The 26,594-nt window shown below is 48.0% G+C and carries 23 protein-coding genes and 1 pseudogene; 6 read left to right on the top strand and 18 right to left on the bottom strand.

All coding sequences use genetic code 11. From position 1 onward, the window contains the following. Positions 1-68: 68 nt before the first annotated feature. Complete coding sequence (locus ELR70_RS24075; protein ID WP_054016100.1) at positions 69-536, bottom strand: Dps family protein; 468 nt, start codon at positions 534-536, stop codon at positions 69-71. A gap of 472 nt (positions 537-1,008) precedes the next feature. On the opposite strand from ELR70_RS24075, the gene ELR70_RS24070 reads away from it, so the two are divergent. After that, a complete protein-coding gene (locus ELR70_RS24070) occupies positions 1,009-1,218 on the top strand; it encodes a hypothetical protein (RefSeq protein ID WP_010384994.1) in 210 nt (69 codons plus the stop codon). Here the strand turns inward: ELR70_RS24070 and ELR70_RS24065 are convergent. The 3 genes from ELR70_RS24065 to ELR70_RS24055 all read right to left on the bottom strand — a co-directional run bounded on the left by ELR70_RS24065 (position 1,212) and on the right by ELR70_RS24055 (position 2,827). Beyond that, positions 1,212-1,817, bottom strand: a complete 606-nt coding sequence (locus ELR70_RS24065) for an alpha/beta hydrolase (protein ID WP_054016099.1) — start codon at positions 1,815-1,817, stop codon at positions 1,212-1,214. The genes ELR70_RS24070 and ELR70_RS24065 overlap by 7 nt on opposite strands. 30 nt (positions 1,818-1,847) lie before the next feature. Next, positions 1,848-2,387 carry a YaeQ family protein gene (locus tag ELR70_RS24060; protein ID WP_054016098.1) on the bottom strand — a complete coding sequence of 180 codons (540 nt, stop codon included), beginning with the start codon at positions 2,385-2,387 and terminating at the stop codon, positions 1,848-1,850. Between the two features lie 77 nt (positions 2,388-2,464). Continuing rightward, positions 2,465-2,827 carry a hypothetical protein gene (locus ELR70_RS24055; protein ID WP_054016097.1) on the bottom strand — a complete coding sequence of 121 codons (363 nt, stop codon included), beginning with the start codon at positions 2,825-2,827 and terminating at the stop codon, positions 2,465-2,467. A gap of 168 nt (positions 2,828-2,995) precedes the next feature. Between ELR70_RS24055 and ylqF the strand changes: the two genes are divergently transcribed. Beyond that, positions 2,996-3,949 (top strand): ribosome biogenesis GTPase YlqF, encoded by a 954-nt coding sequence (ylqF, locus tag ELR70_RS24050; protein WP_054016096.1) that lies wholly within the window; start codon positions 2,996-2,998, stop codon positions 3,947-3,949. Positions 3,950-5,162: 1,213 nt separating this feature from the next. On the opposite strand, the gene ELR70_RS24045 is transcribed toward ylqF, so the two are convergent. Continuing rightward, positions 5,163-5,951: a hypothetical protein gene (locus tag ELR70_RS24045; protein WP_128064744.1), complete on the bottom strand. Its 789-nt coding sequence runs from the start codon at positions 5,949-5,951 to the stop codon at positions 5,163-5,165. A 128-nt stretch (positions 5,952-6,079) separates the two neighbouring features. On the opposite strand from ELR70_RS24045, the gene ELR70_RS24040 reads away from it, so the two are divergent. From ELR70_RS24040 to ELR70_RS24030, 3 genes are all read left to right on the top strand, one after another. Beyond that, positions 6,080-7,381: a GntP family permease gene (locus ELR70_RS24040; protein ID WP_054016094.1), complete on the top strand. Its 1,302-nt coding sequence runs from the start codon at positions 6,080-6,082 to the stop codon at positions 7,379-7,381. 333 nt (positions 7,382-7,714) lie between these two features. Beyond that, positions 7,715-9,802, top strand: a complete 2,088-nt coding sequence (fusA, locus tag ELR70_RS24035; RefSeq protein ID WP_054016093.1) for an elongation factor G — start codon at positions 7,715-7,717, stop codon at positions 9,800-9,802. A gap of 300 nt (positions 9,803-10,102) precedes the next feature. Further along, positions 10,103-10,528, top strand: coding sequence for a hypothetical protein (locus tag ELR70_RS24030; RefSeq protein WP_054016092.1), 426 nt, complete (start codon positions 10,103-10,105; stop codon positions 10,526-10,528). A 141-nt stretch (positions 10,529-10,669) separates the two neighbouring features. On the opposite strand, the gene ELR70_RS24025 is transcribed toward ELR70_RS24030, so the two are convergent. From ELR70_RS24025 to ELR70_RS23970, 12 genes are all read right to left on the bottom strand, one after another. Further along, positions 10,670-13,396: an ExeM/NucH family extracellular endonuclease gene (locus tag ELR70_RS24025; RefSeq protein ID WP_054016091.1), complete on the bottom strand. Its 2,727-nt coding sequence runs from the start codon at positions 13,394-13,396 to the stop codon at positions 10,670-10,672. A 140-nt stretch (positions 13,397-13,536) separates the two neighbouring features. Next, on the bottom strand, positions 13,537-14,547 hold the full coding sequence (gene hemB, locus ELR70_RS24020) for a porphobilinogen synthase (protein WP_054016090.1): 1,011 nt from the start codon (positions 14,545-14,547) through the stop codon (positions 13,537-13,539). A gap of 1 nt (position 14,548) precedes the next feature. Then, on the bottom strand, positions 14,549-16,390 hold the full coding sequence (locus ELR70_RS24015) for a diguanylate cyclase (protein ID WP_054016089.1): 1,842 nt from the start codon (positions 16,388-16,390) through the stop codon (positions 14,549-14,551). Beyond that, positions 16,390-17,178, bottom strand: a complete 789-nt coding sequence (locus ELR70_RS24010) for a TatD family hydrolase (RefSeq protein ID WP_054016088.1) — start codon at positions 17,176-17,178, stop codon at positions 16,390-16,392. The genes ELR70_RS24015 and ELR70_RS24010 overlap by 1 nt, the downstream gene beginning before the upstream one ends. Beyond that, complete coding sequence (locus ELR70_RS24005) at positions 17,179-17,628, bottom strand: hypothetical protein (RefSeq protein ID WP_128064743.1); 450 nt, start codon at positions 17,626-17,628, stop codon at positions 17,179-17,181. It lies immediately after the preceding gene. 9 nt (positions 17,629-17,637) lie between these two features. Further along, on the bottom strand, positions 17,638-18,384 hold the full coding sequence (gene tatC / locus ELR70_RS24000; RefSeq protein WP_054016086.1) for a twin-arginine translocase subunit TatC: 747 nt from the start codon (positions 18,382-18,384) through the stop codon (positions 17,638-17,640). Between the two features lie 18 nt (positions 18,385-18,402). Beyond that, positions 18,403-18,735 carry a Sec-independent protein translocase protein TatB gene (tatB, locus tag ELR70_RS23995; RefSeq protein WP_054016085.1) on the bottom strand — a complete coding sequence of 111 codons (333 nt, stop codon included), beginning with the start codon at positions 18,733-18,735 and terminating at the stop codon, positions 18,403-18,405. Between the two features lie 6 nt (positions 18,736-18,741). After that, positions 18,742-18,987, bottom strand: coding sequence for a Sec-independent protein translocase subunit TatA (tatA, locus tag ELR70_RS23990; protein ID WP_054016084.1), 246 nt, complete (start codon positions 18,985-18,987; stop codon positions 18,742-18,744). Positions 18,988-19,047: 60 nt separating this feature from the next. Next, positions 19,048-20,658: a ubiquinone biosynthesis regulatory protein kinase UbiB gene (ubiB, locus tag ELR70_RS23985; protein WP_054016083.1), complete on the bottom strand. Its 1,611-nt coding sequence runs from the start codon at positions 20,656-20,658 to the stop codon at positions 19,048-19,050. Positions 20,659-20,671: 13 nt separating this feature from the next. Next, complete coding sequence (locus tag ELR70_RS23980) at positions 20,672-21,286, bottom strand: SCP2 sterol-binding domain-containing protein (RefSeq protein ID WP_054016082.1); 615 nt, start codon at positions 21,284-21,286, stop codon at positions 20,672-20,674. A 23-nt stretch (positions 21,287-21,309) separates the two neighbouring features. Beyond that, positions 21,310-22,065 (bottom strand): bifunctional demethylmenaquinone methyltransferase/2-methoxy-6-polyprenyl-1,4-benzoquinol methylase UbiE, encoded by a 756-nt coding sequence (gene ubiE / locus ELR70_RS23975; RefSeq protein ID WP_054016081.1) that lies wholly within the window; start codon positions 22,063-22,065, stop codon positions 21,310-21,312. Positions 22,066-22,209: 144 nt separating this feature from the next. Next, positions 22,210-23,217 (bottom strand): GGDEF domain-containing protein, encoded by a 1,008-nt coding sequence (locus ELR70_RS23970; RefSeq protein WP_054016080.1) that lies wholly within the window; start codon positions 23,215-23,217, stop codon positions 22,210-22,212. Positions 23,218-23,538: 321 nt separating this feature from the next. Between ELR70_RS23970 and ELR70_RS23965 the strand changes: the two genes are divergently transcribed. Then, entirely contained in the window at positions 23,539-25,302 is a 1,764-nt protein-coding gene (locus ELR70_RS23965) for a DUF885 domain-containing protein (RefSeq protein WP_054016078.1), read from the top strand. A gap of 56 nt (positions 25,303-25,358) precedes the next feature. Here ELR70_RS23965 and mtnK read toward each other — a convergent pair. Further along, positions 25,359-26,560, bottom strand: a pseudogene (mtnK, locus tag ELR70_RS23960) (S-methyl-5-thioribose kinase). Positions 26,561-26,594: the final 34 nt, after the last annotated feature.

Here is a 26,594-nt window from a genome sequence, read left to right as displayed (position 1 = left end):
GCGTCGACAAATCAATGACACAGTAAATGGAGAGGCTCAGCCTCTCCATTTTGCACTGTTTGAGCCTGTTAGGCTAAATAAGCTTTCAACATCCACACCAGTTTCTCTTGTTCTTTGATATAGTCGCTCATCATTGCTGCAGTACCCTCATCGCTTGCATCGCCAGCTTGCTGCAATATACCGCGCTGCATTTTTATCAGGGTGGTAAACCCGCTCAGTAGGTACTTCACTGCTTCCTGGCCATCACTGATCCCTTTAGCCTCGTTGATCTGGCTGTGTTCAAGGTAATCACTGAAAGCATGCAGCGGCGTGCCCTCTATGGTCAGAATACGTTCCGCGATTTCATCAACCTGCAGTAAAAGTTGATTGTAAATCTCTTCAAACTTGACGTGCAGCTCAAAGAAATTTCGGCCTTTGATGTTCCAGTGAACACTGCGGGCATTCATGTATTGGATCTGATAACTACTTAACAGGGTATTGAGGTTGCTTACTAACGCCTGACTCTTCTGGCTGTCTAATCCAATGCTGTTGCTCATAGTTTACTCCTGTATTGCGGTTAAAAAAGAAGACGCAAACCCGTTGCGTCTGAGTGATTCTTAGTGTGACTAAAAAGGCGGCAGATGCCAAATGGGAAAAGTCGATTGCAGGCATCAACATTATTGAAGACAGCACCGTACTGACTGCGCCACACTGTTGGACAAAAGCTTATACAACAGCGGCTTAATCTGCACTTAATGATGCTTAAAGTTTGCCACTTTGATGCTCGAGGCCGTAACAACAACCACTAAATTGATCTATCTCAAGCCGAAAATAGGTTGCTTTTCCACCGCTATAGCAATTTGATTTAGGTCAAAATTTCTCCGAATCAGGCGCGCATAATGGCTTTAACAGGCAAAGGGTGTGGATTGACAATAGGTTCTCTGAGGCGCACATCTGAGCCACTTTCTTAGGTTTTTATTTAGGCGTGTCAGAGCACAGTATGCAGGTGCCACACCCAAGGAGCGTATCATGCAAGGTAAAACCCCTTCTCAACATAAATCCGAAATTGCTGTGGTTGTTATTGCACTACTGACGTTTGTAGTTGGTCTGGTCGGCCACCTGGCAGGTGCAAGTTACGCGAATTCAGACGCATTCGGTTATATCGCTGCGCCGATCCCCCTGATTGTTGGGATCATCGCATTGGTGGCCTATAAAATAGCAGCAAATGGCGATCACTGAGACCGCTGTAGTATCTCAACGATGTAGTTGAGCACGGTACGAGAGTAAATTAAGGTGGTGTGGCTGAGGCGAAAGATTTTGTGCTCGGCCATGCCTTGTAGTTTAGTTTCATCCAGCAACACTGTGCCATCTGAGCGACTGCCTTTTTTCAGCAGCGGCATCAGGCCAATTGGCAGATCTCCGGCGATACTATATAACTTGGCTTTAAATGGCCAATTATGTTGCTGGCTGAGTAAGTATTCCACACTGTTTCTGAGTACCATATCAAAACCATGGTCATGCATATGCTTGGCGATATAGCTGCCTTTGTGCGGGGTGCCCAGCGTGATGACTTTGCTGATAGCCTGGCTGGCCTCAGACTGGTGGGTGAGATAATCTCGGGCAACCAGTCCACCCATTGAGTGGCAAACTAGCGCAGCATCATGGCCCGCCACAAAGGCATCTATCTGCGCAAAGATAGTCTGTTTGTCTGGCGTCAGCGTGTTATAGCTGAGGTTTAGGATCTCGAAGCCGAGCTTTTCCAGCCGCTCGCACAGCGGGCGCATGACAAATCCTGACATATACAATCCATGTAAAACGACGACTCTGGTTACTGCCATTGTGCTTACCTCTTGTGCATCCGGGTGAGATTATCCCTGCAATGTTTCTGGGATCAGATGCACACTGTGTTGTTCATCACTGAACCAGATTTCACCGTCCTGTACCGTGACTGTCAAGGCCATTGTGCGAGTTAGCATCTCAGCCATTACGCTGGTGGCGCTGTAAGGCAAGCTGATGACCTTAAGGTTCGTGTACTGGCGCAGTGTGTTCTGGTTTTTTTGCCACCATGGGCCTTGATTGTTCTCACCATAGGTATAAAGTACCACTTGTTTAGCCCGATTGCTGGCTTTTTTAAGCCACTTTTCTTCGGGTAAACCCACACTAAGCCACAGTTCAATTTCATCACTGTAGTTTTTCAGCCAGATATCCGGCTCATCTTCGACACATAGGCCCTTACTGAAACTGAGTCCGTCTTGATACTCCAGCGCAAACGCCAGCAGCCGCACCATCACACGCTGGGCGTTTTCCGATGGGTGTTGTGCCAAGGTAACACTGATGTCCTGATATACATGACGGTCCATATCGCTGAGCGAGAGATTGGCCTTTAAAATTGTTGATTTGAGTGCCATTGCCTGTCCAGTTAAGCAAAAATGCCATTATATCGGTAAATGCCCGGTTTGTACGGGGAAAGTGATGTGGATGTCCGCTAGCGACTATTCAGGTGGAAATGGAACAGACAGGCCTGAGCAAACGCGCAGCCAGGCAATAGCCATGGCCCGTTGTAGAGAAGAGTAAGAAGTAAAAAAGTCCCTGGTAAGAACGCGTAGTAAACAAGGTGACCCTGAGTATAGCGGCTGCACAGCCAGTGAACCGGCAAACCGATGACGAGCCAGCCGAGCAAAGAGAAAGTAAGGTAAAATGCGGATAATAAAGCGAAACCGGTAAACAAACCCACCATTTCCATTGGGCTGGGTAAATCATCAACCAGCAGGGTCGCCATACCCAGCAAGAGCAGCAGGCCAGTGTAAAAAACACTTTTTACCGCTGCACTGTCCCAGTTACCGTTCAAAATATATACTCCTTACTGCCAGAGATGTGTGGCTGCTTATTCTATCCCCAATATCGCGGTTTATAGTACACTATGCGTTATTCATGTGTCGTGCGGCTGGGCAAACTAAATCGTGTGTTTTTCGAGCCATTGAACCAGACACAAGCAGATTTAATAAGGTATAAAACGATGAGCAGAACAGGTATCCAGTGGTTCCCCGGACATATGAACAAGGCGCGCAATGAGATCAAAGAGATCATGCCGCAGATGGATGTGATTATTGAGGTACTGGACGCCCGCATTCCTTATAGCAGTGAAAACCCTATGGTCGCACAGCTGCGTGGCGACAAGCCGGTCATCAAAATCCTGAACAAAGCCGATCTGGCCGATCCCGAGCTGACACAGGCCTGGATGGACTATTTTGAACGTGAAGATGGGGTGAAAACCCTGGCATTTGGCCATGACAAAGGTAATGACGTTCAGCGTATTAACGCGTTATGTAAAAAGCTGGCGCCGCATAAAGTTGGCCAGGATAAGCAGCTCAAGGCGATGATCATGGGTATTCCCAATGTCGGCAAATCGACACTGATCAATATTCTGGCAGGGCGTATCGTCGCGAAAACGGGCAATGAACCAGCAGTGACGAAAGCCCAGCAGCGCATTAAGCTCGAAGACGGCATTATGCTGTACGATACACCGGGTATGTTATGGCCAAAAGTTGAAAATGAAAACTCGGGCTATCGTCTGGCTGCAACCGGTGCCATTCGTGATACGGCAATCAACTATGAAGAAGTGGCCAGTTACACTGCCGAATATTTGCTGCAGGCATATCCACAGCTTTTACAGGCTCGGTATAAAATTGATGAGTTGCCTGAGTGCGACTGGACCTTTATTGAAATGGCCGGGCGAAAGCGGGGGTGTATTCGTGGCGGCAATCAGGTGGATACACACAAAATGTCGGAGATCCTAATCAACGAACTGCGCGATGCCATCATAGGTCGCATCACCATGGAAACACCGCAAATGCGCGATGAGGAAGAAGAAATGGTGGCACAACTGCGTTTAGCGGCTGAAGCAAAGAAAGCGGCCAAAGAGGAAGAAAAACGCCAGCGTCGTGCCCGTGCGCGCAAAAACCGCCGTTAAGTATTGTTAGGCTTAAAAATCAGGCATAAAAAAAGCCCGGGGCAGGGCTTTTTGATTTCATATCTACCGTCACCGATATGAGCAATGTAGCAAGTAAAATAGTGAGTTGGTTGCCAGTGAGCCGCATCAAGGGGCGTTAATACTTTTCACCTGCAACCAGAGCTTTGTGCGTAAGCAACACGTACTTCTGAGTCGAGAAACAAATTAAGTACTATAACAAAGTGAGCCGTCAATCTCGCTTTGTTGATAATGATTATCAGTTAGATCTTTGTGGTTGTCAATGTCTATTTGAAATTAATTCTCATTTGTATCTTTGAGATGTCTGGATGGTAAATTTCAGGCATAAAAAAAGCCCTGTACTGGGCTTTTTTTGTGTTCATATCTACCGTCACCGATATGAGCAATGTAGCAAGTAAAATAGTGAGTTGGTTGCCTGTGAACCACATTAAGGGGCGTTAATGTTATTCACCTGCAACCTGTGCAGTTAACGTGTGCATCACGTGTTTCAGGGTCGAGAAACAAAATACGTACTGCAACAAAGTGAGCCGTCAATCCCGCTTTGTTGAGATTGATTATCAATTAGATCTTTGTGCCTGTCAATTATTTTTTGAAAATAATTCTCATTTAGTTTGGTGTTTCCAAATTAAGCTTAGCTCGTCGCCGTACTACCTTTCGTGGCAGTGTTCTTTGTGATGTGTTAGTGGAAACCTAGTCTGTTTTTAGCCCGGAAATGAAAAAAGCCCTGAGGAGGGCTTTTTGAGTTCATATCTACCGTCACCGATATGAGCAATGTAGCAAGTAAAATATAAGGCGGTTGTTGATTTACACCAAGGGGCGTCAATGTAACTCAGTAACAACCAGTGCTGTTATCGTGCGCAACACGCGTTTCAGGGTCGAGAAACAATTAGAGTAACAAAATGAACCGTCATGTCACTTTGTTGCGATTGATTATCAGTTAGATTTGTGTGCCTGTCAATTAATTTTTGAAAATAATTCTCATTTGTGTTTTGTGTGAGTGTATCGTGTGGATGAACTATAACGATAGCGGGCGACGGGCACAGAGCAAAACATCGCATTGTGTGTAATACTGAGATGCGACCATCAGGTTAATATCAAAGCGGTAACTAATGTGCCTGCAGCCAGTAATAGTAATCCGTGGCGTCGTGAATATCGATGTGTTGTTGCTCAGCTTCCAGCTCGCTAATGACCCGGTTTAAATGCGCTGGGTTTTGCCAGGTTTCACTAACATCGACCCCAGTCTCACCGAAAATGTGGGTGAGGCCAGTGCTCGCTCAGTAACGGTCGCATTTAATATAGAAGCGCTGTTATCCCGCTCGTAGGCCATAATTGAAATACCATCTAACACCTCACTCAGCACCGCAAAAAAGGCGGCGCCCTGATCTGGCCAATCAATGTTGGTTGAGCTGTCATACCAGGTGGGAATATCGGCGTACAGCTTTAACTGCGCCATCCCTTGATTATCCAGCTGCGCTCTGATTGCTTTAAATGTATCAATGAGTTGCCATAATAAAGCCTGACGTGACAGGGCTGTGCCTTGCTTCCATTCACTGAGGGCATGGGGTTCTATATCCAGGTGAAGCGCCGTAAATTCGGCATCTGGTGCAGCATGGTGCTGATAGTCGATAAAACGGGTCTGCAACTTACTCAGCATCTTGCTATGGTTGTTCGGAAAAACCCAGGTGTTTTGTGCCATCAAATAGTGTGACTGAATCCCCTGCGCTGCCAGAGTCTGGTTCCACTGCGCAACAGCCTGAGTATGCGTCTGCGTATATTGCCCGTAGGATCCATAAACGTCAGATATCGCCTGTTGTTGCAACAAATCAATCAGTGTTTGCTGAGTTGACTGAGTGGTGACCATGGCCTTTGCGCCCAGCGGGTCGCCGCCTTTTTTCCACAGCCAGGTTGCGCGTTCGGTCGCCTGAGCGAAAACGCTTGTTGTAAGCATCAGTATTGTAGAAAGAAAAATGTGACCTTTAGACATTACTAGGCTCCTTATTGATTGTTTTACAGCCGACAGGTGTGTCAGACATATTCCATGGTGGATACTCGATCCCAGTGCTAAATTGCCGTATAACTAACCTTAAATAACAAAAAATAAACAGGATATTTATGCTGAGCTTGCTTGGTCTAATCGGTGCGCTGGCACTGCTGATTGGCCTTACCCTGCGCGGGGTCAACTTATTTATCGCTGCGCCCTTGTGTGCATTGATTGTGGCCCTGACCAGTGATATTGCCATTTTCAATGGCACCTCGGGACAACCCTTTGTGTCTCTTTATATGGCCGGATTTGCCGGATTTTTGCAAGCCTGGTTTTTGATGTTTCTGCTGGGCTCTTTGTTTGGCAAGTTCATGGAAGACACCGGGGCGGCTGATGCCATTGCCCATTACGTGATAGGCAAAATCGGGATGAAATACGCGGTACTTGCTGTGGTACTGGCGTGTGCGCTACTGACTTATGGGGGGGTCAGTGTGTTTATCGTGGCTTTTTCCGTTTATCCCATGGCTTTGAGTTTGTTTAAAGATGCAAATCTGCCCCGGCGCTTTATCCCGGCCGTACTGGCATTTGGTTCCGTGACCTTTACGATGACCTCAGCCGGTTCACCTGAAATCCAAAACTGGATCCCCATTAAGTACCTGGGTACATCGCCCTATGCAGCCTGGCAGGAGAGTCTGGTGGTAGCCATTTTTATGGCGGGATTAGGTTATATGCTGCTGAGCTGGATGATCCGTCGCGCTGTGGCGAATGGTGAGTGTTTTGTGGCCCGCCAGGATGATCCCGAGCAGGTTCAGAGGCGCTTGCCGCATCCAATCACGGGTTTATTGCCTTTACTGGTCGTACTTATATTGTCCTTTACCTTGCATGGTGCACTGCAACAAAACGCGCTGATCGTTGCTCTGCTGGGTGGGGTACTTACTATTTTAGCGATTAATTTTAAGCACTTTCGCAATTTATCTCAGGCGGTCAATCTGGGCACCACTGGCGCTTTGGTGGCAATCGGCAATACTGCTGCGGTAGTGGGTTTTGGTGCTGTTGCCAAAGGCACGCCGGCGTTTAATGAAGCCGTTGCTCTGATGACCAGCATTCCCGGCAATGGATTGCTGGGTGCTGCGATTGCGGTGAGTGTAATCGCGGCACTGACAGGATCGGCGTCGGGCGGGCAGGCTATTGCGTTGCCCTTAGTTGCGCCGCACTATCTAGACTTGGGCGTTGATGCAAATCAGCTGCATCGGGTGGTGGCTATCAGCTCTGGCGCGCTCGATACCTTGCCACACAATGGGTATGTTGTGACGACCGTTCGGGCAATTTGCGGGGAGAAGCATCAGGATGCGTACTGGCCATTAGCGGTACTGACGGTGCTGGTTCCATTATTAGGTGTGGGGCTTATTCTCGGGCTATTTATTTGGTTTTAAATGACTTGCAGGCAGGCGTTTTTGCCTGAACCGTATTGAGTCGTTTAGCCCCTTATTTGGGTAAGCAGAAGCAGAGTAAGCAGGTCATTTAAGTCATGAAAATGGCCGCTTATTTACGCCATTCGCGGGGCTTTTATTATCCACTAAAACAGGGGCAGCCTTTATCTGACGGTGTTTGGGAGCATACAAAAGCCCCATAAGCAAAATACATTCCACGATAAACCACTTTTTTCTCAAATTGATTGCATTTTAGACGACGTGAAGGATGATGTTCGCCTAAAGAGGTGATATACTCCCGCCGAATAATTTTTCTACTTTAAATAGAGTAAAACAATGGCAGATTTATCGAAATACAGAAACATTGGTATTTTCGCGCACGTTGATGCGGGTAAAACTACCACCACTGAGCGTATTCTAAAGCTTACTGGTAAAATCCACAAAACGGGTGAAGTACATGACGGTGAGTCTACTACTGACTTCATGGAGCAGGAAGCTGAGCGTGGTATTACAATCCAATCAGCAGCGGTAACTTGTGAGTGGAAAGGCCACCGTTTAAACGTTATCGATACTCCTGGACACGTTGACTTCACAGTTGAAGTATATCGTTCACTGAAAGTACTTGACGGTGGTATCGGTGTATTCTGTGGATCTGGCGGTGTTGAGCCTCAGTCAGAAACTAACTGGCGTTATGCGAACGAATCAGAAGTTGCACGTGTTATCTTCGTAAACAAGCTTGACCGTATGGGTGCAGACTTCTACCGCGTAGTAGGTCAGGTTGAAAATGTACTTGCTGCTAACCCACTTGTTATGACGCTGCCAATTGGTATCGAAGACGAGTTCTGTGGTGTTGTAGACGTACTTTCTAAGAAAGCATACGTATGGGATGACACTGGTCTTCCAGAAAATTACGAAGTGCAAGACGTTCCAGCAGACATGGTTGACAAAGTTGAAGAATACCATGAAATGCTGATCGAAACTGCGGTTGAGCAAGACGACGACCTGATGGAAGCGTACATGGAAGGTGAAATGCCTTCTGTAGAGCAGATCAAAGCATGTATCCGTAAAGGTACTCGTGAGCTGGCGTTCTTCCCAACTTATTGTGGTTCTGCGTTCAAGAACAAAGGTGTTCAGCTGGTACTAGACGCAGTTGTTGATTACCTGCCTGCACCAACAGAAGTTGATCCTCAGCCTCTGACTGATCCAGAAACAGGTGAGCCTACTGGTGAAGTAGCAACTGTAGATGCTGACGAGCCGCTTAAAGCGCTTGCGTTTAAGATCATGGATGACCGTTTCGGCGCCCTGACCTTTATCCGTATCTACTCTGGTCGAATGAAAAAAGGTGACACTGTACTTAACTCTGCAACTGGTAAAACAGAGCGTATCGGCCGTATGGTTGAGATGCAGGCAGATGACCGTAACGAGATTTCTGAAGCGCAAGCGGGTGACATCATCGCGGTTGTTGGTATGAAGAACGTTCAAACTGGTCACACACTGTGTGATCCTAAGAACGAATGTACACTTGAAGCGATGATCTTCCCTGATCCGGTAATCTCTATCGCGGTAGCACCTAAAGATAAAGGTGGTAACGAGAAGATGGGTATCGCAATTGGTAAGATGGTTGCAGAAGATCCGTCATTCCAGGTTGAAACTGATGAAGATTCAGGCGAAACCATCCTGAAAGGTATGGGTGAGCTTCACCTGGACATCAAAGTTGATATCCTTAAGCGTACTTACGGTGTAGACCTAATCGTTGGTCAGCCTCAGGTTGCTTACCGTGAAACTATCACACAGGAAATCGAAGACAGCTACACGCACAAGAAGCAGTCTGGTGGTTCTGGTCAGTTCGGTAAGATCGACTACCGCATCAAGCCTGGTGAGCCTAACTCTGGCTACACTTTCTCATCTTCAGTTGTTGGTGGTAACGTTCCTAAGGAATTCTGGCCAGCGGTTGAGAAAGGCTTCAAGATGATGATGGACGAAGGTGTTCTGGCTGGCTTCCCAGTACTAGACGTTGAAGTTGAGCTGTTCGACGGTGGTTTCCACGCAGTTGACTCATCAGCAATCGCGTTCGAAATCGCAGCGAAGGGCGCATTCCGTCAGTCAATCCCTAAAGCGGGTCCTCAACTTCTTGAGCCTGTGATGAAGGTTGACGTGTTCACACCAGAAGACAACGTAGGTGACGTAATCGGTGACCTTAACCGTCGTCGTGGTATGATCAAAGACCAAGAAGCTGGCGCAACTGGCGTACGTATCAAGGGTGAAGTACCACTATCTGAAATGTTCGGATACATTGGTCACCTGCGTACTATCACGTCTGGTCGTGGTCAGTTCTCAATGGAATTCTCTCACTATGCACCTTGCCCGGCAAACGTTGCTGACGCAGTAATTGCAGCTGAGAAAGAGAAAAAAGCAGCTAAGTAATTAGTGATTGTTTTTTGAAAAAAGGCCGCATCCGCGGCCTTTTTTATTGCCTGTTACGACAAGAACTGGCGTGTTGAGTCCATTGATTCCAACTTATCCTTTATTACTCATTGAAACACAGCGCCCCTTACTTAGTTAAAAGTATGAATAAAATCACACCGCTTAACTTGCACGTAAATTAGCCGTTAATTATTGCTAAAAACCACACAAATGGACTTGATTTAGGAACTCTGCGACTTTATCATTAGAACTCAGATTCTGTTGATTCTGCCTGTAATTGAGTAAAATTGGGAGGTACTCATGAGAACCATAGATTTGGATATCAGCTGGTTTGCCGTGTTAGCCACTTTGTGTGGTATTTCACTGTGTTATGGGATGATGATTTTGGTCGCCCTTAATGGGCTTGCGTCGTCATTGATGGTTTTAGCGCTATTAGTTGTTGCATTGGTCGTACTGATGACACTAACCAATAAGCGCTTTGTACATATCGATAAAGCAGGAATTTGTTATCGTACATGGATGAAAACACAGTATGTGCACGCAGATGAAATAGTATCACTCGAGCGACAAAAGTTGGGTCCGCTGCGTTGTTTCAAGGTTGTGCTGGGTAACAACCGAAAATTGGCATTTCCCTATTGGTCTATTGATGATGTTGAGCTGCAAAGGGCTGCTCGGCTATTATCTGTGTCCATATCGGGTACTTGCAACAATGAAGTAAAAGCTTGAACATACCAAATCACCACACAAGGTGATTAAGTGTATAAACTGAGAGCAAACAAAAAATGCGCCTTCTGGCGCATTTTTTCTATTTGTATAGTACAGACTTAATCTGATGATTAAGTCTGTCTACTTAGACGCATAGTCGTGTTACTTGGTGCGACGACGTAGCAGTGCCAGAGGCGCTGCAAACAGTGCCAGCCAGCCGAAGCTACCTGAATCATCATCGTCGTCGTTGTCATCGCCTCGTTTGACATCTCTGACATTGACAACCACTTCAACCTGCTCTGACAGGTTACCAGCACTGTCCTGTGCCTGAACCATGAATTCGATACGATTATCGTACTCGTAGTCTAGCTCACCTGCGACAAGCAGCTGTCCTGACGCGTTTACGGTGATGACATTGGTGCCAGTGACAATAAAGCGCTCTACAGGAGTAACTGCTGAGTCTGCATCAGAGAAGTCCAGCATGCCAATAACCGTTTGTAACGGGGTATTCTCATCGACAGTGAAGCGCTGACCTTCAGCAATGACCGGGCGAGGATCAACAGGTGGTTCGCCTGCAACGGTTTTCACTTCGATGATCACTGGGTCGTGATCTGATGCGCGGTAAGCGTGGTCGGCATACAGCTCTGCAATTTGTGCATCTGTACGGTATTCCGTGTTGTAATCCAGCATACGCGGCTCATCGGCATTGATGTGCCAATCTGTTGCATCGGTAACTTTGCTCAGTAACGATTGAGAAGCAACGGCATGATCCAGACTGCCCAGACGACCAGAGTAGTTGTAAGAATAGCCCAGAGTATTGCTATCCACATGCGTAATGACGTTGCTCAGGCCTTTGTCTTCGAACGCGCGCATTGGATCTTCCATTGCGTACGCATTCATGTCACCAACCAGGATTACATCGGCATCGTCGTTACCGGTAGGGTTGGTGGCAAGCCAGTCTGCAAAAGCATTGGCGCCTTCGGTACGGATAGCGTTCCAACAGCCCTGACCGTCGCCCTGATCTGCATTGTCACCTTCTGCACTACCACACCCTTTAGACTTAAGGTGTGCAACCGCAACCGTGAATTCTTCGTTGTTGTCTAACTTACGGAAGCTCTGTGCTGTTGGCGGACGGTTACTGTAGTCAAATGGTGCAGCAGTTGTGAAACTGGCTTTGCCCGCTTCTTCAACTGTGTCTGTACGATAGATAATACCAGTTGTAATGTCGTCTGAGCCAATCTGAGAGGCGTTAAAATCGACATAGGCATAGGTATACTCAGATTCAGCATTAATGGCCTTCACAAGGTCTGCTACTGCGCTGTGCTCACCGAAACCGTCGTTTTCCAGTTCCATCAGACCTATTACGTCTGCGTCCAGTGCCGTAATTGCAGATACCAGCTTCGCTTCCTGACGTACCAGTTCTTCAGCTGTGTCTGCACCGCGAGGGGTTGGGAAGCCACCACCTTGACCGTCACCATTGAAATAATTCAGTACATTGAAGCTGGCAATACGCAGATCGCCTTCGCCTTTGAGCTCAGGTGCTTCTGTACGCGCATTGGTGTTGTTGAAAGTAGGCGCTTTTGTTGGATTTAGGCGGTACTTGCCAAAACTATAGGCAATAACCCCTTCCAGATTAGTGACAGTGTCACCCAGGCGGATTGTTTTGTAGGCATCCAGACCCGTGCTTGGATAAGGGATCACTTCTGGATTCTGAACCGTAGAGCCGTCGTCCATCAGTAGGAATTTCTTAGTATTTTCAGCTTCTAATGCGTTGGCTGCATCGCCAGGCATTGCCACCTGTGTGCCCTGGTAAAGGCGTTCTGTTGCCAGGCCAACTTCACCGTAACGACCCAGGTTGTAAGTATCCGCAACGACCATGTCCTGAGACAGGCTAACCAGCATGCCTTCAACCGCTTCCAGGTCGCTTACTTCTTTCACAGGCAGAGTCAGCATCTGTGCCTGAACATCGGCGCTGCCACACACTTCAAGCTGAGTGACATTGCCTAATTGCGTTGCGTTGTAGAATTCCTGAACGGTACCTTGTACGCGAACCTGATCGCCTACTTTAACATCGACATCTTTGTAGTATACAAACAGACCTTCTGAGGTCATGCTGTCTTCGTCCATATCCGCGGCTAGTGACTGGACAAAGAAGCCTTTAAGTTGGTTATCTTCTTGAAGATCAGCAGTTACAACGGCTTCAATCGTCACAACTTGATCTTTTAGCGGGCTTTCATCTGTGTTGCCCTGAATTTCATTAATTTTTGTACTTGCGTCGCCACATACCAACGGCTCCGGCTTATCATCATCGCCGTCACCACCGCCAGTGTCGCCACTATGGCTACCCAGGCCACTGAAATCGTCTTTTTCGAACTGTACCCACTCGGCGCTAGGATCAAACTCGGCATCAAATGCTGTTCGGCCTGTTGTTACTTCGATATTGCGGCGCAGTGTCTTGTCTTGGGTTGCAACGCCGTTGTTTTCCCATTTGCTGCCCGGGTCAAAGCCAACCTGGCCAAAGCTGTCCACAACAGTATCGCCATTGCGCAGTACAATTGCATCGTCGCCATTGTACCAGCTGCCGCCGATAGTAAGCTGGGCAGCATTGAGCACAGTGTCGACGGCACTGCTGTTAGCAATCACATAGGTACCGCCAGCAGCGATTTCGCCGCTTAGCTCAATAGTGTTAGATGGATCGGTACCACCATTTGAATAATAACTCAGTGTGTAACCATCAAGAGAGATTGCGTTTTCTGAGGTATTGAAAAGCTCAACTGCTTTGTTGTTTGAGCTGCCTTCAATGTACTCTGACATGATGACCTGAGCCTGCACAGGGGCAGTTGCTGCGGCCACAAGGAGTGCCAGTGGAGTGAATTTTGTTTTTATCATGTTTTTTCCCGTGTGTAGTTTAAACCCAAATGGGTACATAAGCTTACGGGGGCTATGTTACACAAAAATGACACAATGTTAATCAAAAAAATGCAAAAAAGGAGCAGTTTATTGCTCCTTTTTAAATTATCAGTGATTATTTATTTATCATTCAACCAGATAGCGGCTTGCTTCGTAAAGTAGGTTAAAATGCCATCTGCGCCGGCACGTTTAAATGCGAGTAATGATTCCATAATGGTTGGTTTTTCTGCCAGCCAACCGTTGTCAATTGCAGCTTTATGCATAGCATATTCGCCACTTACCTGATAAGCAAAGGTGGGTACGCCGAACTCATCTTTAACACGACGTACTACATCCAGGTAGGGCATACCCGGCTTAACCATCACCATGTCAGCACCTTCTTGAAGATCGAGTGCAACTTCGCGCAGTGCTTCATCTGAGTTGGCCGGATCCATCTGATAGGTCTTCTTATCGGCCCCTTTAAGGTTCCCAGCAGAACCGACTGCATCACGGAACGGACCGTAATAGCTGGAGGCATACTTGGCGGAATAAGCCATAATACGCGTATGAATATGTCCGGCTTCTTCCAGAGCATCGCGAATGGCGCCAATGCGTCCATCCATCATGTCTGACGGAGCAACAATATCAGCACCTGCGTCGGCATGAGACAACGCCTGCTTGACCAGTATCTCCGTCGTGATGTCATTGATCACATAGCCTTCATCATCAATGATGCCATCCTGACCATGGGTGGTGAATGGGTCCAGTGCCACGTCGGTGATCACACCTAGCTCAGGACACTCACTTTTAAGTGCGCGCACTGTGCGTTGAGCCAGTCCTTCAGGGTTGTAGGCTTCTTCAGCGTGTAAGGATTTTTTATCGGCCGGGGTAACCGGAAATATTGCAATGGCAGGTACGCCTAACGCTACCAGCTCTTTTGCTTCTTCTACCAATAAATCAATCGACAGGCGCTCAATGCCTGGCATAGAAGGAATGGCTTCTTTGCGGTTCTTGCCTTCCAGAACGAATACCGGATAGATCAGATCATTTACCGTCAGAGTGTTTTCACACATCATACGGCGAGAAAAGTCGTTTTTGCGCATACGGCGCATACGCGTATAAGGAAAAAGATCCAGTCCTGACTGAGCCACGTTAAGTCTCCTGCTTAGGTTGGTAAATACAGATCCGATTGCGGCCTTGCTGTTTGGCCATATACAAGCCCTTGTCAGCCATATCGGTATATAGAGTGGGGTTACTGGTGTCCTGTGCGATGGCGCTGTAAACCCCCGCACTGGTGGTAAATTTAATATGGTGACCAGCCACTTTCAGTTCGTGTGCTTCAGTCGCCTGGCGGATTTGCTCTGCGAGCTCCAGGGCGCCGTCCTGTGAGGTATTAGGCAGCAGCATCACAAACTCTTCGCCACCATAGCGAAAGACTTCATCATGGGGCCTTTTCAGGTGCTTTTCTATCAGGCGTGCAAAGGCACAAATGGTGTGATCCCCTGCCAAATGACCGTAGTTGTCGTTTACTTTCTTGAAGAAGTCGATATCAAGGATGATCAGGCTGAGCGTGGTTTGCTCCCGCCGTGAGCGACGAACTTCCATCATCAGGCGTTTATCAAAATAGCGGCGGTTTTTCACTTTGGTCATGGGATCTTCCATGTTGAGCTTTTCAAGCTCATGGTTCTTTTCTTCGAGTTCCCGAAGTGTGACCTGTAGTTCAAAAGTTCGCTCGTCTATGCTGTTTTCCAGTTCCTGTTGTGCTTGCTCTTGCAGTTTTAGCTTTTCTTTGAGCAGAGCGTCTTCTGCCTGAGTGCGGGCCAGTTTATGTTGTTGGGTCTTAATATGCTTTTCGCGTTCGAGTATGAACTGGCGGGTCAGAACGAAGCTGAGGTAGAGACTCAGGATCAGATAGCAGACATAGGTGACAGGGCGGTCCAGTTGTGCGCCACCAAAGACACCCAACTCAAAGCCAAACTGGTAACTCAGCGTGACCAGCATGATGGTGTACATACATATGGCCGTTATTTTGGTTGTACGACGATAACGACTGCGTACTGTACAAATGATGTAGCCAAATACCAGAGTGAGAGCCAAACCATAAGCTGCAAAGGTGGCCACAGGCAGTGGTAGCAGTTGGCTGAGTAAAGTCAGTATCACGCCCAGCATCAGCAGCTGGGTAAGTTTACGGTCGTGCTTTGCCGGCAGCAGGTTGGGCAAGGCTTTGCTGCGCTGAATGGGGATCAGAGCCAGAGTTGAAAGCATTACCAGCAGGCTTTGTCCGTATTGCTGCAACCAGACATTGTCCCCGTAGAGGTAGCGATAGCTAAATCCATATAGGTGTACAATAAGCAGCCAGAACAGCCCAATAATTACAGTGCCATGTAAAAAGTAACGCCGGCGGGTAAAGCTATACAGAGTGAAGTTAATGGCAATCATGGCGAGAATAAACCCGGCTAAAATGCCGTACAGCAGATTAAACTTACTCTTATACTTCAAATATTCTATTGGATGCCAAAGGCTCAGAGGTGCATTCAGGGTGCCATGATGGGTGATCTGCAAGTACACCTGACTATGGCTGTGGGCCGGCAGCTCTAAAGGGATCAGTTGAGCTTCGTGCTTAATTGGACGCTGCAAGAGCGGGAGTGCATCTCCCAGTGCCAGGGTAAGGAAGGACGCTTCATCATGACGGATGTAAGCCGTGATCTTGTCCAGTAAGTTGTTATCTATACTCAGTAACAGAGGCACCTCTATGGAGCCTGGGTTATGCAAAGCAACTCGGATCCAGGCATGGGTATTGGCTGGCGGTTGTAAAGGCTGGTGTTTGCCTGCCTGCCACTGTGGTTGACTAAGCAGTAAAGCCTGAATATTTTCTGCCTGGCTGTAGGTGTATTGATATGATAGCGATTGGTGTTGCTTGAACTCAGCTGAAACCTCCAGTGCCTGGGTAGCACCTGATAGCAGCATCACGAGTAACACCAACCGCCACAGCATTAGTCAGCTATCTCTTTTGCTAAAAACAAGGTTCTGAAATTGTCACTCGTTTGCTGCGCCAGTTGCGCTACGGAGATGTTCTTGAGTGCGGCAACATGCTGTGCGATTTCAGGCAGGTACGCGGGTTCATTGCGACGTGATTTGGGTTTCGGCTTCAGTGTCCGGGGGAGTAAAAATGGCGCATCGGTTTCCAGCAAGATCCGATCTTCGGGGATGTAACGTACCAGCTCCCGTAAGGTTTCACCCCGGCGTTCGTCACATAACCAGCCAGTCAGGCCAATCATGAGACCATAATCCAGGTAATGACGCAGTGCGCGTTTGTCGCCGGTAAAGCAATGCAATACACCACGCAAAGAAAATTCATCCAGCATCGAGCTGAAAGTGTCAAAAGCGTCGCGTTCGTGCAGATAAACCGGCATATCAAGTGTTTGAGCCAGTTCCAGTTGTACCCCGCAGATTAGTTGCTGAACCGGACGAGGGGAGTAATCGCGGTTAAAGTCGAGCCCGCACTCGCCGATGGCGACAACTCTGTCCTGCGAGACCAGGTTGCGCAATTGCGCGATAAAATCATCTGGTACGCCTTTGGCGTCATGAGGGTGAACGCCTGCTGTGGCATACTGTCCATACTGCTTTGCCAGCGTATGACTGTGCTCACTACTTTGTAAATCGCAGCCAATCAACAGCATAGACTCTACACCCTGGCTGGCGGCCCGAGTCACAATTGCGTCACGCTCGGTATCAAACTGCGTACTGGTCAGGTTGACTCCGGCATCTATTAAAGTATGCATTTAGTCGATTCTTCTCACTTTAACTGTACGGTTTGAGCCCACTTTCTGCATAACAAAGGAGTTGAATGAACCACGGCGGATAATCACAGTATCTCCTTCTTTAGCAAAAAATGCCTGGGTACCAATTTGCTGCCAGCGTTGCTGGTTGTCCAGCGTAAAGCGGCGTTGCCCGTTCGGTGACTTGCTAACATCTGAGAGCGTGGCACGGATCTCCTGCTCACCTTCTTGTTTGTGTTCCAGCCCGAAGGTTGGTTTGCTTTTAGCCTCTGCATGGTGAGGTGCTGAGTGTGACCTGGAGGCAATGTCTGCGGCCAGTTTATCGTAGCAGGCCAGGCGCTGTTTATCTGCTTCGAGCTGGCTACATGCTTTCACTTTATGCAGTAAAGGACCCTTAGCTTGTACGGGAGAGACACTCAATACTGTGGATAGCACACAGGTTATTGCCAGCATGAGTTGGGATTATTCATGGCTTTGTTCCTCTGTTGCTGGCTTTTTACTATAGAGTCTTGCTAACAATAAACCGACCTCAAAAAGCAGTGCCATGGGGACCGCCAGCAGGGTTTGTGATAACACATCCGGTGGTGTTAAGAACATGGCAATCACAAAAACGCCAACAATGATGTACGGGCGCTTTTGTGCCAGGCTGTCGGTGGTTGTGACGCCACTCCAACATAGCAACATGATGGCCACCGGGATCTCAAACGCGACGCCAAACGCAAAAAACAGTTTCAGAATGAAGCCAAGATAACTGCTGATATCCGGGGAGAGAGTCATCATATCCGGGCCGACTGCGGTAAAAAAGCCGAGTATGATGGGCATTACAACGAAATAACAAAAGGCGATACCAGCGTAAAATAGCAAGATGCTGGACAACAAAATAGGCATCAACATACGCTTTTCATGCTGATACAGACCAGGTGCCAGAAACCCCCATATTTGATGCAGTATCATTGGGACCGCCAGAAACAGTGACACAAACAGAGTCAGCTTAAAAGGCGCAAAGAAAGGAGCTGTGACATCCGTCGCAATCATGGTGCTGTTAGCGGGCAAGCTTTCAACCAGCGGCGCCGCCACAAAAGCATAAATATCATTGGCGAAGTAAACCAAAGACACAAATATAATCAGGACACTGAGCAGCGCCTTGATCAGACGATTTCGAAGCTCAATAAGGTGGCCAATAAAGCCACTGTTTGTCATATCTGACATGCAAAAACTCGTAGACAGTTAGTTTGGAGAGGACGGATCTTTATCGTTTTTTGACGCATCCGGAGACTTGCTGTAGCTATGGCGCACCGATTCTGCCGCGCGTTGTAGCTCCTCCACCGATTGCTTCAGGCCCGGCGCTATGTTGTCCAGACCTTGTTCTTCGGCTTTTTTAAGGTTGCTATGCAACTCGTGTACACGCAATTCTTCGTTGACCTCTGCTTTTACAGAGTTGGCGACAGATTTGACGGTGTTGATCCAGCGACTGACTGTTCTGATTGCAACAGGTAAGCGTTCAGGCCCAAGCACTATCAGGCCAACGATCATCACTACAACGAGTTCCCACATCCCCATGTCAGATCACACCTTGTCTTTTTCTTTTTCGCTGGCTGTTTTAGCTTGTGCCGCTTGATCGGTTAGTTGCTCTTTATTTTCAGCTTTATCCGACTTTTTTTCTTCTTCGTCTTCTGCAACTGCGTTTTTAAAGCCCTTTACTGCATTGCCTAAATCACTGCCGATGCCACGTAGTTTTTTAGTGCCGAATAAAAGCACAATAATGGCCAGAATGATAAGCAATTGCCAAATACTGATACCACCAAAACCCATGTTTACTCCGTTTATTGTGTTATTGAATTAATAAAGATTATACGCCGAGTGTGTAAAATATCACCCTGTTTTACGCCAAGCTTTGATAAATATTGCGATTGCCAGTATTGAACAGACACTGCTGGCGAGCTGACGTTCGTCGATAAAGCACAAGCCGGCTACGATAGTGAGTGCGGCCGCAGCGATACCTAACAGTAGTGCGCGCGTGTCACTGCCGCGATTGGGCACAAGAGGTGTACTCTGGCGCTGGCTGCGTTTCAGGTTCTGATAAATAAGGTCCGGCAGCTCCGGCATCTTTTCTGCCCAAAACGGCAAGTTGGTGTAAAGCTTTTTTGCAACAGCCAGAGGACCGACCTGATCCTGCACCCACTTTTCTAAAAAAGGCTTGGCGGTTTTCCAAAGATCCAGCTGTGGGTAAAGCTGACGGCCCAGACCTTCGACGTACAGCAGGGTTTTTTGCAGCAACACCAGCTGTGGCTGGACTTCCATATTAAAGCGTCGCGCTGTATTGAACAGATTGACCAGCACATGACCAAATGAAATTTCGGCCAGAGGCTTATTAAAAATCGGCTCACATACTGTGCGAATGGCAAATTCAAATTCCTCAACACAGGTATCTGCGGGTACCCAGCCAGAATCGACATGTAATTGAGCTACCTGACGATAATCGCGGTTGAAAAACGCAATGAAGTTTTCTGCCAGATAACGTTTGTCTTCGCGGTTCAAAGTACCAACAATGCCACAGTCAATGCCAATATACTTCGGATTATGTGGGTCTTCCCGAGAGACAAAAATGTTGCCCGGGTGCATATCCGCATGGAAAAAGCTGTCACGGAAAACTTGGGTAAAGAATACTTCAACTCCCCGCTCTGCGAGTACCTTCATATTCGTGCCCTGTGCCAGCAGCGACTCAGTATCAGAAACTGGAATGCCGTAAATGCGCTCCATCACCAGCACATTACGTCTGGAGTAGTCGCTGTATACTTCTGGAATATACAAAGAGTCAGACCCTTCAAAGTTGCGGCGTAGCTGAATAGCATTGGCAGCCTCACGCATCAGATCCAATTCATCCAGCAGGGTTTTGCGATATTCTCTGACTACTTCCACGGGTCGCAACCGGCGCCCTGCGCTGATCAGGCTGGCCAGCAAGCGGGCAAAACGTTCCATCAGGGACAAGTCTGCCAGAATTTGTTTTTCAATATTTGGCCGGATCACTTTGACCACCACTTCTCGTAGTTCATCATCAATCAAGAGTTTGGCGCAATGAACCTGTGCAATGGAGGCTGACGCCAGTGGTGTTTGCTCAAACTCCACAAAGCAATCGCTAATCGTATCCAGCCCTAGTGCTTTTTCTATCAGGGCTTGTGCCTGGTCGCCGGGAAATGGGGCAACTTTGTCCTGCAACAGAGCAAGCTCTTCGGCAATATCTGGCGGCAGCAGATCGCGACGTGTGGATAGCATCTGGCCAAATTTGATCCATACCGGGCCCAAAGTTTGTAGTGCCAGCCTCAGTCGTGCGCCGACGGGTTTGTCGCGATGCTGGTTAGGCAGCCAGAACAGACTGCGTCTGATTGCCCGGGCATACCAAGGTTGTTTTTGCCTTGGCAGTAAGTCATCAAGGCCATAATTGAGAAACGTTTTACCGATTTGATACAGACGAGCGATGGACAAATCCAGCTCCTTATTATTCGCTTAAAGCGTTAATGCGTTGTTCCAGTGCCGCGAGCTGTTGCGTCAACTGTCGTGTATGGGTTTTGAACTGACGAACTTCAAGTGGATGAACGGCCACTTTTAGCTCATCCTGACACAATTGCGTAAAGGTTCGTTGCAGTATTTTCAGATGGCCAGCCCCTTTTTCGGTGGCCGCCTTACAGCGTTCGACAAGCAGTTGCGCCGGCGCATCACCAAGGTGAGCGGAGAGATGTTCAGCCCAGTCTATCTGTAATCCTGAAAAGGCTTTGCTATAGCTTTGTGCCAGTTGCAGATCGCCATCCAGATCCAGTTTTTCCTCACGGATCAGGCGTGTAAGCTGACTTGGATCGGAAATTTCAGCTAAGGTCGATAAGGTTGTGGTGATGTGGCAGTTAGCCTGATCCTGATAATGACCATAAACGAAGCAACGTGGTTTACCTTGTTGTTCACCCACATAATGTAGCGCACAACACAGCTCCAGATCCGTTAAGGTAATGGCCAGAGTTTTGTGCTGTGCAGAGGAAAGCTGAACGGCCAGAGACGGCTCTTTGTCCAGCAGTTTTTCCAATGCGCTTTCGGCAACGGCTGTGAGCAGCGTGATCCACATACAGTTTCCTCTGTTCCCCGGAGTTAGAATTTAAAGCCTCGGTGAAGTGCCACGATACCGCCTGTGAGGTTTTGATAGCTTGCCTGTTCAAAGCCGGCTTCTTCCATCATTGACTTAAGCGTTTCCTGATCCGGATGCATACGGATAGATTCAGCCAGGTAGCGATAGCTCTCACTGTCATTGGCAACCAGTTTACCCATGGTGGGCAGAATGTTGAATGAATAGAAGTCGTAGAGCTTGGACAGCGCTTCGTTGTCTGTTTTTGAAAACTCGAGAACAAGCAGCCTGCCTCCGGGCTTTAATACGCGGTACATAGAGCGCAGCGCCTTGTCTTTGTCGGTGACGTTACGCAGTCCAAAGGCAATGGTGATCACATCCAGGCTATTGTCCGGGAAAGGCAGGGCTTCGGCATTCATTTGCACATATTCGATATTGCCTACCCGACCGAGGTCACGTAGTTTGTCTCGTCCAACGCGTAACATTGAGTCGTTGATATCGCCCAGGATCACCTGACCTGATTCACCGACCAATTCACTGAACTTGGCTGTCAGATCTCCGGTGCCACCGGCCAGGTCCAGAACTCGATGGCCCTGTCGAACACCTGAACACGCTATGGTCTGGCGCTTCCATAAGCGATGGATCCCAAATGACATCAGGTCATTCATCACATCATACTTTGCAGCCACGGAATGGAAAACATCAGCCACCATGGAGGCTTTTTCCTGCGTTGCTACTGTTTTATAGCCAAAGTGTGTGGTGTCGCGATTTGCTTCTTTCATGTGCGTTGTTTGTGCCGGATCTGGGTGTCAATAGTGTACTTGATCGCACTCAGTGAGCGCAATCGGTGTCAGCAATTTAACCAGATTAATCAATAGCCCCCGGCGTGGGCACCCGGTTATGAATCAATGGGCGAGAGACCGCCACTAATTGGGCGCAGAAATATAATAATGTTGACCCAGAGACTGGGCTTTTTTGGCTGCAAAAGCGGCGCGCTGTGCGAGGGTGTTGAAGTCATGGTCTGGTTGATGTTGCGCAATCCCGATAGCCAAATCGATATCCGGAAACGACACGTCGCCTTTGGCACTGACAAACTTCAGTCTGGTCACGCCACGACGTATTTTTTCTGCGACCACCACCGCGGTGTCGGCTTCACAGTCAGCCAGTACTATGGTGAATTCTTGTTTACCCGTTCTGCCTGGCAGGCCACTTTGCAGTACGTACTTCTGGATGCGCTTTGCTACACGTTGTAGCACTGTCTCTCCAACTAGTTCACCAAAGTCCTGGCTGAAGGCATCCAGATTCTCGATTAGCACTGAAATGGCACAGATTGATTTATCCTGAGTCAGCCAAAGTTGTGTTTTATGACCCAGATAATGGCGTTTATAAAGGCCGGTTTGCGGGTCTAGAATGCGCTGTTTGCGCAGTTTCAATAGCTGCTGTTGCTGCTTTTCGTGGATTTCACGTGCTCTTCGCAACGCATTTTTAAATTGCTGGTGTTGTTTTAGCAGCAGCTCGGTGTGCCCGCCAAAATCCTTCAGGGCAGCCCGTGTTTTGACGACATTGTGTTCATCCAGATTATGAATGCAGTGATTGATTTGTTTGGCAAAGCCGATGAGGCTTTGCTGGGACTGTTGTGCTGAGTCATTGAGCTGATCGATCATACCACCAACTTGCTGGATTAAATTGGCCTCAGTCTGGTGCTCTTTTTGCAGGTACTCGTAATAGAGCTGTTCTACGTAAATACTGTCGATGGCGACTCGATTGCGGATGTCCCGGTCCAGTCGTTCAGTCAGGTCACGATTGGTCTGGCTGATATAGACATACCCTATGTGGTAATTCAACGGCGTAGGAGGCAGATGATTCTGTTCCAGAAACTGACAAACTTTAGTCATTTTTTCTTGTGCTATTGCCATGGAATCATGGAACATCATTTTACTTACCACAATAATCAGTTGCTGTTGTACGACTCGCCGAAGCGTTTGAAATGGCCCCTCTGGGGTGCCAGCTCCGCTGCGGCTACATTAATCGCTCTCCCGAGTTTTGCAAAGCAAAAATCAGTGTTCAGTGACAAATTTATTGCTTTTCCTCGGGGGCTGATGAATTAGTAAGCACTTTTTCCTTTGTCTTGGAAGCCTTGCATTATTGATACATGGCAGGTGCCTTTCGGCGACTGGTCGCTTTAAGTTGCAAGCCTTTCACTGGCGTGTTTAGGTGTTGCGTAAATTTCACATTATTGTTAAAGGATCACTCGCGTGAATGCTTCACTGAAAACCACTCTATCTCGCACTGTGTGTGCTGTGACTTTGGCACTGGGACTGACGGGATGTGAGCTGACTCAGGTCAGTGCTGACCAGCAATTTACCAGTCTGGCTGAGCAAGTTATGACGTTTCGTAACGACAATCAAGCCTCAATTAAGACTCAGTTACCCGACTTAAGTGCGGCAGCTTTGGCGACTAAAAATGCTGAACGTGAACGCTTTCTTCAGCAATTAGACGCACTGAACACGGGAAATTTAAGTGAAGAAAACCGTATCAATCTGACGATTTTGCGTGCCCAGATCCAGGATCAGGTCGATCGCTACCGTTTCAACGCACATTACATGCCGCTCAAGTCTGAAAGTGGATTTCACAGCAGCCTGCCCTGGTTATTTAATGATGTGGACTTAAGTAAGCCTTCGGGATACGAGGTGTACTTAAACAAGCTTGCTGAGGTGCCGCGTTACTTCCAGCAAAATATTGACTGGATGCGCAAGGGACTGGCTGTGGGGCTGACTCAGCCCAAAGCGGTACTAGCCGGGTATGAATCGTCCATCGAAGCGTTTATTGTCGATGATGTTACACAATCGCAGTTTTTCAGACCTTTTGCTGTCAATCAGCATAACCTGCCTGAACAGGAGTTTGCCGAGATCCAGACACAGGCAAAAATGGTCTTGTCACAGCAGGTTATTCCTGCATATCGTGAGTATTTAAAGTTTTTTGTCGAAGAGTATCGACCGGGTGCTCGGGATGATATCGGTATTTCCAGTACACCCAATGGTGTCGAGTTTTATCGTAATCGCACAGCGCACTTCACTACCACGCAAATGACACCTAAAGAGATCCACGAACTGGGACTGAAAGAGGTTGCCAGGATTAAAGGTGAAATGATGCAAATCATCAGGCAAACCGAATTTGAAGGAAGCTTTGCCGAATTTGTAAAGTTTTTGAGAACTGACCCCCAATTCTATGCCAACAGTGCCGAAGAGCTGCTTAAAGAAGCTGCGTACATTGCGAAACAAATGGACGCTCAGCTACCTAAACTTTTCCATACGCTGCCACGTCGCCCTTATGGAGTGGCCCCGGTACCGGATGCGATCGCACCTAAGTACACCACTGGCCGCTATCTGGGCGCGGACAAGGACACAGATGCAGGTTATTACTGGGTGAATACTTATGCTCTGGATAAACGCCCCTTGTATGTACTAGAAGCGCTGACTTTGCACGAAGCTGTGCCTGGGCACCACTTGCAAATTTCACTGAATCAGGAGTTGGACTATTTACCTGATTACCGTCGCGATTCATATATTTCAGCATTTGGTGAGGGCTGGGGGCTGTACGCGGAGTACCTGGGTTTGGAAGCGGGTTTCTACCAGGATCCGTATAGTAACTTTGGGCGTCTGACTTATGAAATGTGGCGGGCGGCACGTTTGGTTGTGGATACGGGCATGCATATGTATGGCTGGAGCCGCGAACGGGCAATGAATTTTATGCGCGATAATACGGCGTTGTCACTGCATAATGTTAAAACTGAAACCGATCGTTATATTTCATGGCCGGGGCAGGCTCTGTCATACAAGGTTGGAGAGTTAACGATTAAACGCCTACGTGCGAAAGCCGAGACGACATTAGGTGATGCCTTCGATATTCGTGAGTTCCACCATCAGATCTTGCGTCATGGTTCAGTACCATTAAGCGTGCTGGAATCGCAGATCGATAATTATATTGCATCGGCGCAACAAGCGGATCAAACCCGCTAAACCACAAGCAGATCAATCCGAAAGTGTGGGTTGATCTGCCTTACCTCGGTCCTGAATTACTGTAATACACTGATGATCAGCTGGTAGCAGGCATCTTTGTTGTGACAGCTACGAGCGTGCAGGATCAGCTGTTCACCCACTTCCAGAGCCAGGCGCTGGGCGCGAAGACGAGCCTTAACATCCTGAATTTCATCCAGATCGCTGACATGGGCCAGACCTATGGTACGTCGGATCATTTCGCAGCCACAGTAGCCAATGGCATCCTGAAAGACGTCATTTAAAAAATGTTCAGCATATCCAGGTACCAGTAAAGTGCTGTCTTTGCCCTGTTGTGCGCACAAACTGAGCCACTGCTGCTCAAATTCACTCAGACAAATATCGATAGTGCGCAATAAATAAGTATGAATATCACGGCGCTTTGATGGCTCATTGATGCGACCATGCTGGGCGCAGAAGTTCAACAGTAAATTGCCGATGAAAGACCCCAGATCGAACCCTATGGGACCGAAGAAAGCAAATTCCGGGTCGATGAGTTTGGTTGTTGTGTCATCAACAAACAGGCTGCCACTGTGGGCGTCACCATGTAATAGTGCCTGAGGTGAAGACAAAAATCGGGTTTTGAGTTGCGCAATTGCCAGTTTGAGCGCTTTATTGCGATGAAGTTTGCTGACCTCAGGGCTTAGCGCGTCGGGATAGTGGTTACGCTCAGAGTCCTGGTAAGGATCATCAAAAAACAACTCCTCTGTAATGGCGCAAAGTTCCGGATTAGTAAAAGTCTGAACCAGGGATTTTTTTTCGACTGCGCTGAGGTAGAAGTCGCTGTGATAAAAGCTGGTTGTGGCCAGGTATCGGGCAACATCCCGCCCCAGATTTGCAAAAGTGCGTCCGGCATTGAGCTCACCACGCAGTATGCGCAGGTGGCCTAAATCTTCAAGTATAGTGACCGCCTGCACACTGTCATGATGTATCACTTGTACGGTGTGTGTCGGGCAGACCTTACCATGGCGGAGTAATGCGTTGGCTTCAATACGTGCTCTGTCCAGCGTTAACGGCCAGCTTTCACCAACACAACGGGCGTATGGGAGTGCCTGCTTAAGGATCACACTGTGATTGTGCTGATCCGTGACCCTAAACACCAGGTTTAAGTTGCCATCGCCAAACTCATAGCAACTTAGCTGTGCGTCTGGCGGGAAGATCCCCCCAGGTTGTTGATGTATTCAATGGCCATTTCATTGTCAAACGCCTGATAAGCACTCATCCGGATCATCCACATAGAATAAAAATAGATCAGC

The organism is Pseudoalteromonas sp. R3, assembly GCF_004014715.1.
In the GTDB taxonomy this organism is placed as follows: domain Bacteria; phylum Pseudomonadota; class Gammaproteobacteria; order Enterobacterales; family Alteromonadaceae; genus Pseudoalteromonas.
Note: the sequence above shows the minus strand (reverse complement) of the source record. Positions and strands in the feature narration are given on the sequence as shown.